The organism is Pedobacter sp. Leaf41 (genome assembly GCF_001422545.1).
Taxonomy (GTDB): Bacteria; Bacteroidota; Bacteroidia; order Sphingobacteriales; family Sphingobacteriaceae; genus Pedobacter.
Window position 1 is genome coordinate 171,921 of record NZ_LMLE01000001.1, and the last position, 16,520, is coordinate 188,440.

Annotated in this window: 14 protein-coding genes and 1 pseudogene; 6 read left to right on the forward strand and 9 right to left on the reverse strand. The window is 37.8% G+C overall.

The features are described 5' to 3' along the window. Positions 1–3 precede the first annotated feature (3 nt). The 3 genes from ASE92_RS00730 to ASE92_RS00740 form a co-directional block, all read right to left on the reverse strand. Complete coding sequence (locus tag ASE92_RS00730; RefSeq protein WP_056848208.1) at positions 4–3,267, reverse strand: exodeoxyribonuclease V subunit beta; 3,264 nt, start codon at positions 3,265–3,267, stop codon at positions 4–6. Positions 3,268–3,379: 112 nt separating this feature from the next. Then, a complete protein-coding gene (locus ASE92_RS00735) occupies positions 3,380–4,174 on the reverse strand; it encodes a ThiF family adenylyltransferase (protein WP_056848209.1) in 795 nt (264 codons plus the stop codon). 216 nt (positions 4,175–4,390) lie between these two features. Continuing rightward, positions 4,391–5,047 (reverse strand): TatD family hydrolase, encoded by a 657-nt coding sequence (locus ASE92_RS00740; RefSeq protein ID WP_056848210.1) that lies wholly within the window; start codon positions 5,045–5,047, stop codon positions 4,391–4,393. A gap of 109 nt (positions 5,048–5,156) precedes the next feature. Here ASE92_RS00740 and ASE92_RS00745 point away from each other — a divergent pair, with 109 nt between their 5' ends. Then, complete coding sequence (locus ASE92_RS00745) at positions 5,157–5,690, forward strand: thioredoxin family protein (protein ID WP_056848211.1); 534 nt, start codon at positions 5,157–5,159, stop codon at positions 5,688–5,690. A gap of 89 nt (positions 5,691–5,779) precedes the next feature. Here the strand turns inward: ASE92_RS00745 and ASE92_RS00750 are convergent, their stop codons facing one another. The 4 genes and pseudogenes from ASE92_RS00750 to ASE92_RS00765 form a co-directional block, all read right to left on the reverse strand. Further along, the gene (locus ASE92_RS00750; RefSeq protein WP_056848212.1) at positions 5,780–5,989 is read right to left on the reverse strand and encodes a hypothetical protein; all 210 of its coding nucleotides are present in this window, start codon (positions 5,987–5,989) and stop codon (positions 5,780–5,782) included. Positions 5,990–6,068: 79 nt separating this feature from the next. Next, a pseudogene (hisS, locus tag ASE92_RS00755) lies at positions 6,069–7,414 on the reverse strand (histidine--tRNA ligase). 81 nt (positions 7,415–7,495) lie between these two features. Next, the gene (locus tag ASE92_RS00760; RefSeq protein WP_056848213.1) at positions 7,496–8,239 is read right to left on the reverse strand and encodes a LytTR family DNA-binding domain-containing protein; all 744 of its coding nucleotides are present in this window, start codon (positions 8,237–8,239) and stop codon (positions 7,496–7,498) included. 1 nt (position 8,240) lies between these two features. Continuing rightward, positions 8,241–9,845: a sensor histidine kinase gene (locus ASE92_RS00765; protein ID WP_082454866.1), complete on the reverse strand. Its 1,605-nt coding sequence runs from the start codon at positions 9,843–9,845 to the stop codon at positions 8,241–8,243. A gap of 575 nt (positions 9,846–10,420) precedes the next feature. Between ASE92_RS00765 and fumC the strand changes: the two genes are divergently transcribed. The 4 genes from fumC to ASE92_RS00790 all read left to right on the forward strand — a co-directional run bounded on the left by fumC (position 10,421) and on the right by ASE92_RS00790 (position 13,827). Then, entirely contained in the window at positions 10,421–11,818 is a 1,398-nt protein-coding gene (fumC, locus tag ASE92_RS00775; protein ID WP_056848216.1) for a class II fumarate hydratase, read from the forward strand. Positions 11,819–12,106: 288 nt separating this feature from the next. Next, positions 12,107–12,463, forward strand: coding sequence for a hypothetical protein (locus ASE92_RS00780; RefSeq protein WP_056848217.1), 357 nt, complete (start codon positions 12,107–12,109; stop codon positions 12,461–12,463). Continuing rightward, a complete protein-coding gene (locus ASE92_RS00785; RefSeq protein ID WP_056848218.1) occupies positions 12,450–13,019 on the forward strand; it encodes a hypothetical protein in 570 nt (189 codons plus the stop codon). The genes ASE92_RS00780 and ASE92_RS00785 overlap by 14 nt, the downstream gene beginning before the upstream one ends. 1 nt (position 13,020) lies before the next feature. Continuing rightward, on the forward strand, positions 13,021–13,827 hold the full coding sequence (locus tag ASE92_RS00790) for a S1/P1 nuclease (protein WP_056848219.1): 807 nt from the start codon (positions 13,021–13,023) through the stop codon (positions 13,825–13,827). Positions 13,828–13,906: 79 nt separating this feature from the next. Here ASE92_RS00790 and aspS read toward each other — a convergent pair whose 3' ends face one another. Next, positions 13,907–15,652 (reverse strand): aspartate--tRNA ligase, encoded by a 1,746-nt coding sequence (gene aspS, locus ASE92_RS00795; protein ID WP_056848220.1) that lies wholly within the window; start codon positions 15,650–15,652, stop codon positions 13,907–13,909. 112 nt (positions 15,653–15,764) lie between these two features. Between aspS and ASE92_RS00800 the strand changes: the two genes are divergently transcribed. Beyond that, positions 15,765–15,944: a hypothetical protein gene (locus ASE92_RS00800; protein ID WP_056848221.1), complete on the forward strand. Its 180-nt coding sequence runs from the start codon at positions 15,765–15,767 to the stop codon at positions 15,942–15,944. A gap of 107 nt (positions 15,945–16,051) precedes the next feature. On the opposite strand, the gene ASE92_RS00805 is transcribed toward ASE92_RS00800, so the two are convergent. Next, the gene (locus ASE92_RS00805) at positions 16,052–16,456 is read right to left on the reverse strand and encodes a hypothetical protein (RefSeq protein ID WP_056848222.1); all 405 of its coding nucleotides are present in this window, start codon (positions 16,454–16,456) and stop codon (positions 16,052–16,054) included. Positions 16,457–16,520 lie beyond the last annotated feature (64 nt).

Below are 16,520 nucleotides of genomic sequence, written 5' to 3' on the forward strand. Positions count from 1 at the left end.
ATTTTAAACAGCTTTTAGTTTGCCCAAGGTGGCGTAAAACAAATACGGTTTAACATCCTGGTAGCCCATAGCCTCTATTAAGTTTTTGTAATTGGTGATTTGAGCAATATGACTTTGACTTTCCTCAGCTGTAAATTTATAGTCGATAATGGAAACTTTTTCTCCATTTAACACCAGCTTGTCGGGCCGGTAGGTTTTACCGTCAATGCCAATTATTGATTTTTCATTGATTTGATTGGCGTTCTGGCTTAGCAATGCGCTCAACTCTGGATGGGCCAATACCGACGATGCCTGATTAATATAATCATCTTTCTCTTCTTCGAGTATTAATCCCTCCAAAATCAATTTCTCCACTATATCCACAATTTCATCAGCTTTATTTACTTCAGCTAAAATTAAGTGCAGATTACTCCCTTTCTTGCCAGATTTGGTAATGTTATCTATGCATTGTTGTGGCCGGCTCTCGCTTTCTTCATATACATCTTCCAACCGATCAGTAGTAGGATAGGCGGTTAAAGTCAATGCTCTTAAACTCTCCATGCCATCACCTTTGGTTGAAAAGCTGCCAATTGCGATTTCATCGGTATGTTCGAAATCTTCTTCATAAGCACTAAAAACAGCATCGCCAATGTGGCTTAGCGAAGGCTTCTTCTTGCCTGAAAAAGAAATGTATAGGTAATCTTTAGCCCTTGTAGTAGCCACATAAAGGCTGTTTAAGGCATCCATATAATTCATTAAAAGTTCTTCCAGATAGTATTTGGCTACGGATGAACCTTTTAAGCTACTCGTAAATTGAAGCGGAACACTCTGCAAATCGGCATATGGCGTTCCCTCCATTGGCACCCAAAAAGCGTTGTTGGCTTTTCCACCTAATGGCCACTCGCAGAAAGGAATAAATACCGCTCTAAAAGCCAGGCCTTTCGATTTATGGATGGTCATCACCTGGATGGCATTTGCAGTTTCGGGCGAGGGTAGGTTTTTGTTGTGCCCTTCTTCTTCCCACCAATCTAAAAATGAGGAGATGCCTTTTTCGCCCTGCCGGGATGCCTTATTGGTTAAATCCCTAAATGCTAACAGATAAGGTAAAAAGGGGTTTATTCCGTTTTTTTGATAGGTGTCTAACTGGAAAGCCCCGATTATCTTCTCTATTAGTTCCGAAACGGGAAGTGCCATCCAGCTTTTATAATTAAGACAAAAATCTGCAGGCAAAACATGTTGCAGGTTTTCCATCGAGGTGTCTTTCAATCCAAAATAATGATCACCATTAATTGGTTTTTCATGCAGTTGGGCATATAAGGCAATACAATTTGCTTTATACAGAGCAGAATTTGCCGGACTAACAACTAATAATTTCAGCAAGTTAATGATGAGTTTGATTGCGGTACTATTTGCAATTTTTAAGGCTTCGCCAGATATTACGTCCAGGCCAGCTTCCATCAGTGCGTTTACCACTTCTGTTGCTTCTGCGTTAGAACGGACCAAAATTCCTATTTCGCGTTGCTGATAACCTTTTTCGTTCAATAAAACTTTAACTTCATTAAGCATTTCTGTCAATGACGCTTGCTTTTTGTTTTCAGGTTCCACATCGGTAACAATGGTTTCTACAATTCCATCAGGGTTGGCTTTTGGTTTATCGAATTCAATTTTTTTGATTTTGATAACGCCGCCTTTGGTAGTTTTAGGATGCGTATTCTGCTCAACGCCCTTATAAATATTAGTGATGATTTGATTGTATTGATTAGATGGGTGGTTCCAGAAACCGTTTAGCAAATCATCCTCAGGCGAAATTTCACCATTGATTTTATCTTGTAAGAGCACCGCCAGTTTTTGGTAAAGCTGGTTGTTAAAGTTGATAATTTCTTCGGTACTGCGGTAATTTTCTAAAAGTTTATCTTCGAAAACGTTATGGTCTTGCAAATTTGACTTGGCTTTTTGATGCAACAATTTATAGTCGCCATCTCGCCAGCGATAGATAGATTGTTTGGCATCTCCCACGATTAAATGGTCATGGAGTTTTCCGTTGTGTGTAGAAACAGCATTATCAACCAGCGGGAAAAAACTGTCCCATTGGTTGCTGGAAGTATCCTGAAACTCGTCGAAGAGAAAATTCCGGTACCGGTTTCCCATTTTCTCCCAAATAAAGGATGGGTTTTCGCCAGCATCCTGCGCTATTCCATTTAGCAACTTTTGCGCATCACTGATTAAAAGGGTTTCATTTTCTTCGCGATACTGAGTAAGTAGAACCGCTATTTCTTGCATTAAGCGTAAAAAATATCCGTTTCTGATAAACGCCTTAGCTAAAGTATAGTCGCCAATTCCTGTACCGTAGATTTTTGCAATTTGATGTAAAATCGGGTTGATGTCACTGTAAAGTTCGTTCGATTTTCCTTTCGGAAACCAATTTTCTTCATCATCTGTTAACTTTAGCACTTTCTCCACATCAGCAAAGTTGCCCGTCATAATGCTTCGAAACTTTAATAACGGTGAACGACTTTTGCCCTTAAAATCATCAGCAGAAAAACCGCTTACTTCAATAATTCCGAGTGCTGTTTCGGCCAGATCGACTAAATCAGTTTCAAATTTTTTAATCAGATTTTTAGAGAAATCGATGTATTTTTTAAAAACAATATCGGTGTTTTCAGTGCCAAAACTATTTACCGCCACTTCAAAAGATGAAAACTTATCTTTAAAAACTTCGCTTACCAGATTCAAAAGCTCTGCATTATAATTCCATGATTTGTTGTTGCTTATCCTGTCTAATGCCAATTCTACTACCCAATGCAATAAGTTATCTTTCTCATCAAGCAATTTTTCCAGTTTTGCAGTTAGTTCTTTTTTTACCTTTTCGGTATTCATTTCCAAACTGTAGCCACTTTCCAAACCTAATTCAAAAGCAAAACCACGAATTACTTTTTGTACAAAACCATCAATTGTACTTACCGAAAAGCGACTGTAATCGTGGAGGATTTTTCTATAGATGGCGTCTGCTTTGAGCTTTAAGCTTTCTGTGTTCAAATCTGGATGAGAGGCCAGGACTAGCAAACGATAGTCTTCGATCTTTCTTGATGCATCGCCTTTGGCAAAACCCAGCAATACCTCGAGAATACGCGTTTTCATTTCTTCAGTAGCCTTGTTGGTGAAGGTTACAGCTAAAATTTCGCGGTATTTATTGTCGCCAGAAAAAAGTAAAGTAAGATAATGTGCGGTTAAACTGAACGTTTTACCTGAACCTGCGGCAGCTTGAAGAATTTTTACGGGTTGTGGCATGAAGTGATCTTGTTTCGGAATTTTAAACTTACAACAATTTAAAATTTTCCAGAAATGAGAATATCAACAATCACATCAAAACCTATTGACTGTTCTATATTAGAAAACAGATCTAAGAAATTTTCTTTTTCTTTTTTGCCAGAACTTTACGGCTAATCCTTGCTGGCCGCTCCGCCATTTCTATTGAAAGCCCGAGTAGATCTCTAATCACTACAGATGCACAAGCACCACCAAATGCAGCAGGAAGATAGGAAACGGTGCCATAAGCAGAACGCTTAAAATTACTTCCATCGGTCATAATCATTGAATTTTTATCCATTGCCTCAGTAGAAAAAACGGCCTTAATTTTATCTGCGCCAACCAGTTTGTTCAATCTTTTACGAACATAGCTGGCAAAAACACATTGGTAAGTGTCTGGAAGCATCGTAATGCTCAATTTAGTGGGATCCATTTTGCCGCCGGCACCCATTGAACTTACAATAGGAATATTTTTTTCCAGCGCAGTAGAAAGCAAGGTGATTTTCGGCATCACACTATCAATGCAATCCATAATGTAATCAAATTTCGACTCTAAAATTTCACGACATTTTTCTGGGGTGAGAAAGGTATTTACAACATGTAGTTTCAATTCGGGATTGATTGCCAATAAACGATCTTGCATAATTGCCGCCTTACTTACACCATGGTTGGTAGCCAGAGCAGGCAACTGCCGGTTGCGATTGGTAGGGTCAACCACATCGCCGTCGACAATCGTCATTTCGCCAATACCAGAGCGGCAAATGAATTCTGCTGCAAAAGAACCAACGCCTCCCAAACCGATCACTAATACGTGTTTCGATTGTAATTTATCGATTCCATCATTGCCAAGTAAAAGGGCGGAGCGAGAAAGCCAGCTTGTATCAGACATTTTGCTTAATTTTTTACCATAGATAAAAAGGATGAACAGATATTAAATTTTTAATCTGTATTGCAAATCTGCAATTAATTTATTTTTTTATTGCCACGGAAACACTGATTAACACGGAATTTTTTCTGTGAGTTTGTGCTTCCGTGGCTGATTATTTTTAAACACTTTCAAAAAGAACACTATAATCAGTATTTATCTGTGTCCATCCTTGGTTTATTAAAACAACTTCAATTTCTTCCAGTCCGCAAAAATACGTGCTTTCAACTCATCAACAGAACATTTTTTCAAATTTGCTACTGCGTCATAAATTATTTCAATTGGAGTTTCTGCATCATCAGTTTCCAAAAAAAAGCTATCCGTTTCTTGGATCAGCTTTTGCGCACCCGAATTTTCCTGTAAAATCGCTGAGCCAAAAGAGAGGAGAAATCCTTTAGAGATTAGCTGTTTCCCCACTTCGGCCTTCTTGTTAAAACCATGAATAATCATTGGAACTTCCACTTTAAAGCGGCTTTTAATTTCGATCAATTCTGAAAAGGCTTTTACGCAGTGCAAAATAAGGGGTTTATTTAGCGCTTCCGCAAGAGCTATCTGACTTTCTAAAATAATAATTTGATTCGCCAGGGTTTCACCCTTCAGTTTATCTAAACCGCACTCGCCGATCAATTTCACGTTTTTCTGCCTGGCCAAAACACTTAAATATTTCATTTGGATCTCGAGCTTTTCTAACGTTGCATACCATGGATGCAAGCCAATAGAAATTGGCTTAGTTTTAGGCATCGCCAGAAAAATATCGCTAGTAAGTGAAAGACTTTGAATGCTGGTTATGCCTTTAATCTGCGATGCTTTGTGCGTATGTAAGTCTAAAAAATCCATTATTTTAGCAAAGATATGCAATTGAAAAATGTATTCCTTCTGTAAAGAATCTGCTGGTAATCTATTAATCTGATCGACTTTATTATTTTTGCATTATTATAATGACATCATGAAAAAATTACTAATCATATTAACTGCTGTATTTATTTCGAGTGCTGCATTTAGCCAGGCAAAAAAAGAAGGCGTTCATATTTACAATCCTGAGGCAAATGCTTTGGCCGACCTAAAAGCTGCCACTGAAAAGGCTGCAAAAGCAAATAAACATGTTTTAGTACAGGTTGGCGGAAATTGGTGCAGCTGGTGTATTGCTTTTCATAATCTGGTTGATACAACTGCGGTTTTAAAACAAACCATTAATGACAATTATGAATATGTTTTAGTAAACTGGGATAAAGATCACCATAACGATGAGGCAATGAAATACTTGGGATTTCCTAATCGCTTCGGTTATCCAGTTTTTGTGGTTTTGGATGGCAAAGGAAAAGTGCTTCATATCGAAAACTCATCTTATCTTGAAACCGATGAAATTGGTGCTAATGGAAAGAAAAAAGTAGGACATGATGTTAAGAAAATCAACTCCTTTTTAAAGGGATGGACAGTTTCTGCGGTTAATCCAGAAACCTATAAGCCGAAAGCAAAGTAAAGTAGAAGATAAGCCGGGGAGTAGAACTCACGTTAAAATAAAAAGCCACAGATTTGCAGATTTAAATCTGAAAATCTGTGGCTTTTTATTTAGTCATCTAAGTCATCTTCATCCGTCAAGTCATCCACGTTTAATTCGTATGATGATCTCGAGGCTTCATCTGCTTGTTCCAATAGGTCTTTGTCGTGTTCTATATTGGAATCGTCGCCATCTAATTCATTGATGTTTTCTGTATCGTCCTCTCTGCGTAAAGCATCGTTCGGATCGTTCGAATAACCTTCGTCTTCTGGGTCTATCATAATTTTTGAGTTTTATAAATAGATAATAATCTGGACTAGAAAATTGTTTTAACTTTTTGAGTTTCGAAAATATTATTACTTATTTAAGTAAATCTAAGATACTCAGTACTGTCAGTTTTTTCTGCTCACCGCTTTGCATGTCCTTTAGTGTCAACTCGCCGCTTGCAATTTCATCGCCGCCAATTAAAATTACAAAGGGAATATTCTTGGCATCCGCGTAGGCCATTTGCTTTTTCAGCTTCGCTGATGTAGGATAAAGCTCGGTTGCAATTCCTGCATTTCGGAACTGTTGTAAAATAGGTAAGGCAAACTTTTCTGCTTCAGCATCGAAATTACTGATTAAGACCTTCGTTCCAATTTCTGCTGATGCAGGGAAAAGATTCAGTTCTTCCAAAACATCGTAAATTCTGTCTGCACCGAAAGAAACGCCAACTCCTGTTAAATCTTTCAGCCCAAACATACCTGTTAAATCATCGTATCTGCCACCACCACCGATGCTGCCCATGGCAACTTCGTTGGTTTTAACTTCAAAAATACAGCCTGTATAATAGTTTAATCCACGAGCCAAAGTGATATCTAACTCAAGTTTCGCGGTAAGGGGTAAAGCATAAGAAATTAAGCTTTCTACATAATCAAAAACTTGTTCGATTTCTGCAATGCCTTTCAAGCCGGTTTCAGATGTTGCTAAAACTTCTTTTAAACTTCTTAATTTTTCTTCGTTTGTGCCTTCTAACAAAATAACCGGACGAAGCTTTTCCAAATCATCCTCTGTAAAACCACGTTCTAGCAACTCTTTGCTTACACCATCTAAGCCAATTTTATCCAGTTTATCGATGGCTACAGTCATAGAATTTTTCTATTATTAATTTTTATGGTGAAATCTTTTAATCCTAATTTGGCCAAAGCTTCATTGTAAATCAGGATGAATTCTGCTTCGTTTAATAAGCTTTCTGAACCTACAACGTCTACGTCGCATTGATAAAATTCACGGTATCTTCCTTTTTGCGGTCGGTCAGCTCTCCATACGGGTTGCACCTGGAAACGTTTGAAAGGTAACGTAAGCTCGTGTTGGTGCATCACTACATAACGAGCGAAGGGAACGGTTAAATCGTAGCGGAGCGCTTTTTCAGAAATTAGTGGAATCAATTGATTACTGTTATCATCTTGAGCGAAGTCGAATGATTTCTTCTTTGCATCTTTTAAATATTCTCCGCTATTCAGAATTTTAAAGATCAATTTGTCACCTTCATCGCCATATTTTCCGGTTAAGGTAGATAGGTTTTCAAAACTTGGTGTTTGAATTTCTGCGTAACCATATTTCCTGAAAACCGATTTAATGGTATCGTAAATAAAGTTGCGTTTTACCATTTCAACAGGCGTAAAATCGCGAGTACCTTTTGCTAATGAGGGTTTAATAACTGACATAGCCGCAAAAGTACAAAAATGTAAGATGTAAACCTCGCAGGTCTTCAAAACCTGCGAGGTTTGTTTTACTGCCGAATTAGGCTACTTGCCCAAAATAGCTTTTACGATTTCTCTGTTCGGTTTCGAAACCGGAATTTTATCGCCGTTGTTCATCAATAAAGTTCCACCATCTTCTTTCAGCCAGCTTTTTACAAATTTAGGGTTGACCAAATGGCTTTGATGCGACCTTACAAAACCTTGTGGTTTTAATAAATCAGAATATTCTTTTAGCGGTTTTGAGATTAAAATTTTTTCACTACTTGATAAATGAAAAAACGTATAGGTGTTATCTGCAACGCAACGTACAATATCATCAACAGAAACATAACGAATTTCGTGCTGCTGCGGGAGGGCAATTTTAGGAACAGTAGGCTCGCTACGTTTAATTTGATTGAGCAAAAAATTGAGTTGCTCTCCACTCATTTTATTTGCAATTCGGTTTTCCGCTTTTGAAACAGCAACCATCAATTCATCGGGGTCGACAGGTTTGAGCAGGTAATCCAGGGCGGCAAATTTTACCGCCTGAATCCCATAATTATCATAAGCCGTAACAAAAATGACTTCAAAGGTTTTATCACCAAGCTGGTTCAACAGATCAAAACCGGTGGTTTTACCCATCTGGATATCGAGAAAAAGCAAATCAGGACGATGAAGATTGATTTTTTCAAAGGCATCATCGATATTATTAGCAGTGGCCACAACCTTAACATCAGGACAATTCGTACTCAGCAAAACCTGTAGGTTTTCTAAATTTGCCAGCTCATCATCTACTAAAATCGCCCTCATTTTATAACCATTGTGATAAAGTAATTGTAATCATCGTTCCGTTTGTATCAGATTGAATGTTTAAAATGAAAGGCGTGTCTTTGTAAACTGTGTTTAGTAAAGATATTCTATTTTTGCTTAAAGCCAAGCCCAGGCCATCGTATGTTTGCGTGGTATCAAAACCGCTGCCGTTGTCTGTTATTTTAAGGACTAAATTCGAAACTTGCTTTTCAAAGCTAACGGCAATTTCACCATCTTTTCCCTTCTCGGCAATACCATGTTTAACTGCGTTTTCTACAAATGGTTGTAATAACATTGCTGGTATTTCGATATTCTCGGTGTCTAAATCTGCTGAAGCATTAATCTTATACCGAAACCCGAATCGCAACTGTTCCATTTGCAGGTAATCATCTAATAAGGTTTTTTCTTCAATTAAACTGATGAGTTCTTTGCTATCTAAAACATTTCTGGTAAGGCGGGCAAATTTGCTTAGATACCGATTGGCGTTATCAATCTCGTTTTTGTTCATCAGATTTTGAATGCCAGCCAAGGCATTGAATAAGAAATGTGGATTAAGTTGAGAGCGAACAGAGTTGAGCTGGAGTTGGGCGATTTCTTTTTGTTTGGCTTCTGCCGCCACTTTTTTCTTGATTTGTTGGTTTTTTATGTAAACTGCTAAACCGCCTGTTATTGCACCGGCTATTAATGCAAATAATAAACCGGAAGTAATGAGTTGTTTGGTAGAGAAAAATTTCTCTTCTTCAAAGTTTATAGAAATCTTATGTTTAGTTATAAATTTTTCTATTGCTGCTTTGGAAGTACCACCCTGAATAAAGGGCTCTATAATAACCTCATAATCTCCCGATTTTTTAAAAATACCTTTATCTATGGACACGTATGGTAAATAGTCATCCGAAACATCATCATAATGGCTATTATCATAATTCCATGAGGTGGAACTAAAAATAATCTTACCTGAAGTTTGATCCTTAATCATTACGCAATACAAAAAATCAATATCTGACTTGTCTATAACAATATTTAAAGTTCTGGTGTCATTAGATAGCAGAATATCTTTTATATTATCTGGATCAGCGGTTGTTCCAATTCCTCCATCATCAAAGACGACCCCTTTTGTTATGGAATTTATTTTAGCTGGTTGGATACTCTTAGCAAAGTAAATACTTTTGAAAACCTTATCGGGTTGGCTAGTTTTATAGAGAAGAATAGTGAGAATCTTATTGGCAATGTTATAGGCTCCTAGATTAACATTATTTAACTGGGGATTAAATTTGTCTTCATAAACGTTAAGCCCCTCAAAACTTTGATTAAGTTTGATTGGTGCATGATCTAGAATTATGGTGTATCTATATAAGCTTAAAGTATCTGTTTTTAAAAAGTAGGTAGAAAAAGCTATCTTTTTAGAAGTCGGAATATAATTAAACATTACATTAGGCTGATTAGGAAATACATTATGATCAAAAACTTCAGTTGGCGGCGCATCAACTGAAAAATCAATCCAATTTCCTCCAATATATTTTTCATTTCTTATGCTTTGGGCACATGAAACAACCACCTGACAAATAGCCATAGTGTAAACTGTAAGAAATATAATTATCTTTTTCATAAAATAAATATTTTCATAAACCTCTGCTTAAAACTTGGCTTACAAAATGCCAAAATAGTAAATGAAACTAGCAACTTAGTATTTGAATGGTTTGGAGCAGAATTTAGATTCCGTTGGCTAAAGCCGAACGGCAATAAATAGCGAGTGTGTTTAAAACAAATGATTAGTCTTACATAAATGAAAATATGTGCAGCCTTCCATTACTTGCCGTTGGTTTCAACCAATGGAATACAAGATATACATTTGGGGCTTTAGCCAAAACCTGCACTTTGCACCTTTTATTTGCAGTAGTTTCCTAAGCTATCTAAACCCGATGGCAGCGGAAATACTTTTGCAAACCTTATAGGTTTAATAGCGCAATGTAAAATAAACCTATAAGGTTTAACAAAAAGATTGCAGCGAATCAGCGGGGCCGAACTTACCCCAACAACCACTTCAGCACCTTTCCAAAATCTAATTAGTGAAATCTCCTCATCTGTAATCAACCCGAAGGAAATACCTCAGTAAATATCGAAGATAATACCTTGCTTTATAGGCAAAAAACTTAAATTTGCGACAACAAAAATCAAAATATAATGAGTTTCAGAATAGAACACGATACCATGGGCGAGGTGCAAGTGCCTGCCGACAAATACTGGGGTGCACAAACCGAACGCTCACGCAATAACTTTAAAATCGGACCTGAAGGTTCAATGCCTAAAGAAATTATTCATGCTTTTGGCTATTTGAAAAAAGCCGCGGCATTGGCAAATACCGAGCTTGGTGTACTTTCTGCCGAGAAAGCCGAACTAATTGCAAAGGCTTGTGATGAAATTATTGCCGGTGATTTAGACGATCAATTTCCATTGGTAATTTGGCAAACTGGTTCTGGTACGCAGAGTAACATGAACGGAAACGAAGTGATTGCAAACCGTGCTCACGTAATTAATGGTGGTGCCTTGGCCGATGATAAGAAAGTGCTTCACCCGAATGATGATGTGAACAAATCGCAATCATCTAACGATACTTACCCAACTGCAATGCATATTGCAGCCTATAAATTAACGATAGAAAATACCATTCCCGGTTTAGAGAAATTGCGCAATGCTTTGGCTACGAAAGTGGAAGAGTTTAGCGGCATCGTTAAAACTGGCCGTACGCACTTTATGGATGCTACACCTTTAACTTTAGGGCAAGAATTTTCGGGTTATGTTCAGCAAATCGATAACAGCATCAGGGCCATTAAAAATGCTTTGGTTATGGTTGCTGAATTGGCTTTGGGTGGAACGGCCGTAGGTACAGGATTGAATACGCCAAAAGGTTACGATGTTTTGGTGGCTCAAAAAATAGCTGAACTAACCGGTTTGCCTTTTGTCACGGCACCAAATAAATTCGAAGCTTTGGCTGCGCATGATGCGATGGTTGAACTTTCTGGCGCTTTAAAACGTACGGCTGTTGCTTTAATGAAAGTGGCTAACGATGTACGTATGCTAAGTTCTGGTCCTCGTTGCGGCATCGGTGAAATTGTTATTCCTGATAACGAGCCGGGTTCTTCGATTATGCCAGGTAAAGTTAACCCAACCCAGCCAGAAGCGTTGACAATGGTTTGCGCTCAGGTGATTGGTAACGACGTGGCCGTTTCAATTGGTGGCATGTCTGGTCATTTTGAATTGAATGTTTTCAAGCCTTTAATCGCTGCAAACGTTTTACAATCTGCTCGTTTAATTGGCGATGCTTGCGTTTCGTTTACTGTTAAATGTGCGGAAGGAATTACAGCGAACTTACCAGAAATTGAGAAACATTTACAAAACTCATTGATGTTGGTTACTGCTTTAAACCCGCATGTAGGCTATGAGAACGCAGCTAAAATTGCAAAGAAAGCACATAAAGAAAATAAAACATTGAAAGCGGCAGCAGTTGAATTGGGATTATTAACCAACGAACAATTTGATGAGTGGGTTCGTCCGGAAGATATGGTTGGGAGTTTGAAATAAAAAGGCCCCTCCTAGCCTCCCCAGGAGTGAGGAACTTTTTTCTATAGCTCATATCACTGCATTAGAAAAGCAAAGTTTCTTTGAGGTTTGACATTTTAGAAAAGCAGGGTCATTCATTCTTCGGATTCGATAGCCCCGATTTTTGCTGCAAGTTTTTCAAGCCTATAAGGTCTTAAAGACCTTATAGGTTTAATCAAAAGCTTTCCGTTTCAATCGGGTTTATTTAATAAAATACAGCAATAAAAACTCAGTTTGCATGGTGCAAATTGAAATGCAGAACATAAAAACATGGGTGATTCAGTTTTGACATCATTATTCAGCTTGGTTTCCATTATCTCGCCATTAATAATCTTCATTGCTTGTTGTTATTATATTTCGAAACAAGTAAAGGCCGATTCTATATTACTGCTTATCGGTTCGGGCTTATCGTTAGTGTTAACTGGATTCTACAGCCTTTTGATGCCTTATTTTATGCAATCACGCAATCTTTCGATGACGGAAACTACAAGTTACTATACCATCGCTGGGGTAATCAGTTTTTTTTCCGGAATCTGTTTTGCTGTCGGTTTGTTTATCTTAATTAGCAACACAGTTAACGCGAAAAAAAGCTTTCCAAATCAATTCCCTCCGAATGAGTTTAAATAGTATGCTTACTAATATTATGTTTAATCCATTGGGAAAAATTAAAGGTTCTATTCAGTTGAAGCATCTTTATTTTTTACCTTTCGCCTTCTACCTTTTGAGTATTTTAAGCTCCTGCTCTCGTTTGCCAAACATTCAGGGCAAAGGCGAAGATTTTATGCAGGGTGTTTGGAATCAGGATTCTGTTGCCTACAGCAATAAATTGAGCAACTACACCAAGCATCATTTTAAGTTTAGCTGCGATTCAGTTTACATCGACTTTGAAACCCATAGCAAAGTTAACTTTTACGAAGATTCCTGCTATAATAATGGCATTTGGAAAGAATACGCAAAGGGAATTTATGCTGTTAAAGGCGATACGCTGATTGTTGGAGCAACCTTCACACACGCCAATTACAAACAAAAAATTTCGGGTTGTTATCGCATCGGCAGGTACGAACGAAACTTCCTGATTAAAAGAAAATCTCCCGATAGCTTGATTCTGGAAAGTATGAGCGATCAGCGGGAAATCTTATTATCACTAAAAGAAAAAGTTACCTGCGTACAAAAAGAATTATAAAATGAAATTCAAATCAATTAAAAGAAAGTTAATTATTGCCGCAGCTATTGGATTGTTGGCTTATTTACCAACGCAAGTTAATGCATGGGGAATGATTGGGCATAGAGTTGTAGGTGAAATTGCCGATAGTTATTTAAAGGCTAAAACCCGCAAAGCGATTCAAGCCATTTTAGGTTCAGAAACCTTGGCCATGTCGGCAAACTGGGGCGATTTTATTAAGTCGGATTCTACCTATAATTATCTATACAACTGGCATTTCGTAAACTTGCCAGGCGCACAAAACAAAGAAGGGATTTTCAATTTCTTGGAAACGGAAAAATCTCCCAACCTGTACAACAAAATAATTGAATTAACTGCAGTTTTAAAAAAACCTGGCAGCACAGCTGATGAAAAAAAATTAGCATTACGGATGTTGGTGCACATGGCTGGGGATTTATGTCAACCCATGCATGTTGCCCGTAAAGAGGATTTAGGCGGAAACCGCGTTTCTGTTTTGTGGTTTAACGAAAAATCAAACTTGCACCGCGTTTGGGATGAACAGTTGATCGAGTACCAACAATTGAGTTATACCGAATATGCAAAAGCAATCAACCATCCTTCTGCAGTTCAATTGTACAACTGGCAAAATACCAGTTTGAAAGAAAATGTTTATGAATCTTACCTGGTTTGTAACAAAATTTACGAAACCACTAAGCCAGATTCCAAACTGAGTTACCGCTACAATTTTGATTGGGTGGAAACCTTAAATCAGCAGCTGCTTAAAGGTGGAGTTCGCCTGGCAAAAATGCTGAATGATATTTACGGATAAGAATTCCAATAAACAAAAAAATGCGCTGAAGTTATCAGCGCATTTTTTGTTTATAGTGTTTTAGAACAAAGGATTACGTCTACAAATCAGTTTTGATTTTCAATTCTTTTAATTGTTTATCATCTATAGTACTCGGACTATCGATCATCACATCTCTTCCCGAATTATTTTTAGGGAAAGCAATTACATCACGAATTGAGTCCAAACCGGCAAAAATCGAAGTCAAACGATCGAAACCAAAAGCGATACCACCGTGTGGAGGTGCGCCAAATTCAAATGCATCCATCAAGAAACCAAACTGCTTCTGCGCTTCCTCAGCACTAAAACCTAAATGTTTGAACATTAAAGCCTGCAATGCTCTATCATGAATACGAATTGAACCACCGCCAATTTCGGTTCCGTTAATCACCATGTCGTAAGCGTTCGCACGAACGTTTTTCGGGTCGGTATCTAACAAAGCAATATCTTCTGGCTTTGGCGAAGTAAAAGGATGGTGCATGGCATGGTAACGTTCCGTTTCTTCATCCCACTCCAATAAAGGGAAATCCAATACCCAAAGTGCTGAGAATGTATTTTTATCGCGTAAGCCTAAACGGTTACCCATCTCTAAACGAAGTTCGTTTAACTGCTTACGCACTTTATCTGTAGAACCTGCCAAGATTAAAAGCAAATCGCCTTTTTCAGTAGCAAATGCTTTGCTCCATTGTTTTAAATCTTCCTCGTTGAAAAATTTATCAACCGAAGATTTAATAGTTCCATCTTCGTTGTGACGGGCATAAATTAATCCTGTAGCACCAATTTGCGGGCGCTTGATAAAGTCAGTTAACTCGTCTAACTGCTTACGGGTGTAACTTGCAGCACCTTTAGCATTGATACCTACTACCAATTCAGCGTTATCAAAAACCGGAAAACCTTTACCTTTTACCAAATCGTTCAGCTCTACAAACTGCATGTCGAAACGTGTGTCTGGTTTATCAGAACCGTACAAACGCATCGCATCTGCATATTGCATGCGTGGAACTTCAGGCAAATCATAATTGCGAACTTCTTTAAATAGCGTACGAATTAAGCCTTCAAAAGTGTTCAAGATATCTTCCTGTTCGATGAACGACATTTCGCAGTCAATCTGTGTAAACTCTGGCTGACGATCGGCTCTTAAATCTTCATCTCTGAAACATTTAACAATCTGGAAATACCTATCAAAACCAGAAACCATTAACAATTGCTTAAAAGTTTGTGGCGATTGAGGCAAAGCATAAAACTCACCTTCGTTCATGCGGCTTGGCACTACGAAATCTCTTGCTCCTTCTGGCGTAGATTTAATTAAAACAGGTGTTTCTACCTCAATAAAATCTAAACCATCTAAATAACGGCGAACAGATTGTGCCATTTTATGACGTAAAACCAAGTTGTTACGCACTGGGTTACGACGTAAATCCAAATAGCGGTATTTCATGCGCAACTCATCACCACCATCTGTTTCATCATCAATCATGAATGGAGGTAATTTTGCAGCGTTTAAAATTTCTAAAGCAGAAACTTTAATCTCTACATCACCGGTTGACATTTTTGGGTTTTTGTTGCTGCGTTCTACAACGGTTCCGGTAGTTTTAATTACAAACTCACGACCTAATGAACGTGCTGCTTCGCAGAGCTCACGGTTATCATCCATGTTAAAAACCAGTTGTGTAATGCCATAACGGTCGCGGATATCAATAAAAGTCATGCCGCCCAAATCTCTCGATTTTTGTACCCAACCACACAGGGTAACACTTTCTCCTAAGTTATTGAGGGTAAGTGCACCACAAGTTACTGTTCTTAACATATATTGTAATCTAAATTAAGCGGCAAAAATACCAAATTTGTTTTAAAGTTTTTTAAAGAAGATGTACTTGATTTTTCGAACTGGTTAAATCATTCATAAATTACCGATACTGTTGAAAGCAATTGACATTGGCCTTTATGCAGGCAACTCATCTAGGAAGATTGCCACAAATATTACCGATGAGAAATCGGAGAATATTTTCGCAATGACGCCAAGTGCAATCAATTTAGTTCAAAAAATTCTCAACAAAACAAATCCAACTTATATGCCTGCCCAAATGCATTCATTTTAAATCCAGTCATTTTTATAACACACTCCGTCATTGCGAAAAACGATTCTTCATCGTGTTGTGGCAATCTCATTGCAGCTATTCACTGGGGGGGGCGAAAAGGACATAATTTAATATTTCTCTTCCAAAACCACTTCAATAGACATTACCTTCCATTCGCCGCCTAAATTTCTCCATTGGTAAATTTCTTCCGTTTGTATGGTTTGCTTTTTTGAAAAAACCAATAAGTTAGGTTTAACAATTACGGACTTCCGGGCAATTTTCTCCGTAAAAATTTCATTTTCTATAGATGATTTAATGCGGTAATGGCTCGTTTCTATGCTTTTTGCTCGCCTAAAAAAACCTTGGATCTCCGCCTTATAATCACGAAGATTTAAAGTTTTATTATCCGATCCGGTAAATTGAAAAGAAGGATCAAATACTTGGAAATAAGTATCGCCATCTTTTAACTGCATGGCCTGATCTGCTTGTTTATGTAAGGCATCAATCGCTGAAATAATTAAATCGGTTTCCATGGCATGAAGTTAAAGGTTTGCTTTCTGTTTTCAAACATAAGATGAAAGCATAAAAGACATTCCA

Excerpts from the sequence above, each read along its gene's own strand:
- ASE92_RS00730 (WP_056848208.1), bottom strand. The coding sequence starts at position 3,267 with ATGCCACAACCCGTAAAAATTCTTCAAGCTGCCGCAGGTTCAGGTAAA.
- ASE92_RS00735 (WP_056848209.1), bottom strand. The coding sequence starts at position 4,174 with ATGTCTGATACAAGCTGGCTTTCTCGCTCCGCCCTTTTACTTGGCAAT.
- ASE92_RS00740 (WP_056848210.1), bottom strand. The coding sequence starts at position 5,047 with ATGGATTTTTTAGACTTACATACGCACAAAGCATCGCAGATTAAAGGC.
- ASE92_RS00745 (WP_056848211.1), top strand. The coding sequence starts at position 5,157 with ATGAAAAAATTACTAATCATATTAACTGCTGTATTTATTTCGAGTGCT.
- ASE92_RS00750 (WP_056848212.1), bottom strand. The coding sequence starts at position 5,989 with ATGATAGACCCAGAAGACGAAGGTTATTCGAACGATCCGAACGATGCT.
- ASE92_RS00760 (WP_056848213.1), bottom strand. The coding sequence starts at position 8,239 with ATGAGGGCGATTTTAGTAGATGATGAGCTGGCAAATTTAGAAAACCTA.
- ASE92_RS00765 (WP_082454866.1), bottom strand. The coding sequence starts at position 9,845 with ATGAAAAAGATAATTATATTTCTTACAGTTTACACTATGGCTATTTGT.
- fumC (WP_056848216.1), top strand. The coding sequence starts at position 10,421 with ATGAGTTTCAGAATAGAACACGATACCATGGGCGAGGTGCAAGTGCCT.
- ASE92_RS00780 (WP_056848217.1), top strand. The coding sequence starts at position 12,107 with ATGGGTGATTCAGTTTTGACATCATTATTCAGCTTGGTTTCCATTATC.
- ASE92_RS00785 (WP_056848218.1), top strand. The coding sequence starts at position 12,450 with ATGAGTTTAAATAGTATGCTTACTAATATTATGTTTAATCCATTGGGA.
- ASE92_RS00790 (WP_056848219.1), top strand. The coding sequence starts at position 13,021 with ATGAAATTCAAATCAATTAAAAGAAAGTTAATTATTGCCGCAGCTATT.
- aspS (WP_056848220.1), bottom strand. The coding sequence starts at position 15,652 with ATGTTAAGAACAGTAACTTGTGGTGCACTTACCCTCAATAACTTAGGA.
- ASE92_RS00805 (WP_056848222.1), bottom strand. The coding sequence starts at position 16,456 with ATGGAAACCGATTTAATTATTTCAGCGATTGATGCCTTACATAAACAA.